Source organism: Dolichospermum sp. UHCC 0259, from assembly GCF_009711935.1.
Lineage (GTDB): Bacteria > Cyanobacteriota > Cyanobacteriia > Cyanobacteriales > Nostocaceae > Dolichospermum.
In genome coordinates this window covers 1-416 of record NZ_VIKX01000012.1, presented here as the reverse complement: position 1 = coordinate 416, position 416 = coordinate 1, and the positions used below count along the sequence as shown (strand labels likewise).

1 pseudogene is annotated in these 416 nt (G+C 44.7%); it reads right to left on the bottom strand.

The features are described 5' to 3' along the window. Positions 1 to 416, bottom strand: a pseudogene (locus FJR05_RS01430) (hypothetical protein); the annotation flags it as partial.

Sequence of the window (416 nt, the reverse complement as noted above, 5' to 3'; positions counted from 1 at the left end):
CAGTATGGGCATTAATCGCCATCAAATACGCATCCTGTTCGTTAGTTAATCCGCTCAGAGCAAAGAATTTAATTGCAGGTTCAGGGGAAAATGTACTCGGACGAGCGATCGCTTTCCCCAACCTCGATGCCAGTAATGCACTCACCTGATTTTGAATTTGATTCAGTGCCTGTCGGTCAATCTCCTCAAAAGACCTCAAATTCAGACGTTCTCTGGTGCAAAACTTGACAAAATCCGGTAGCGTGGGGATTTCCTGCCATTCTGCTGACAACCAACCCATTTCAAATGCACGGTTATAGCGAGCAATCATATCTGCGTCTTTAAGAAACACATCCAAAGCCTTGACTAGCATTGCATCTACTCTTTGGGACAGGTGGGGATTTTCAACTTTACCCATAGAAATAGCTACCAAAGCC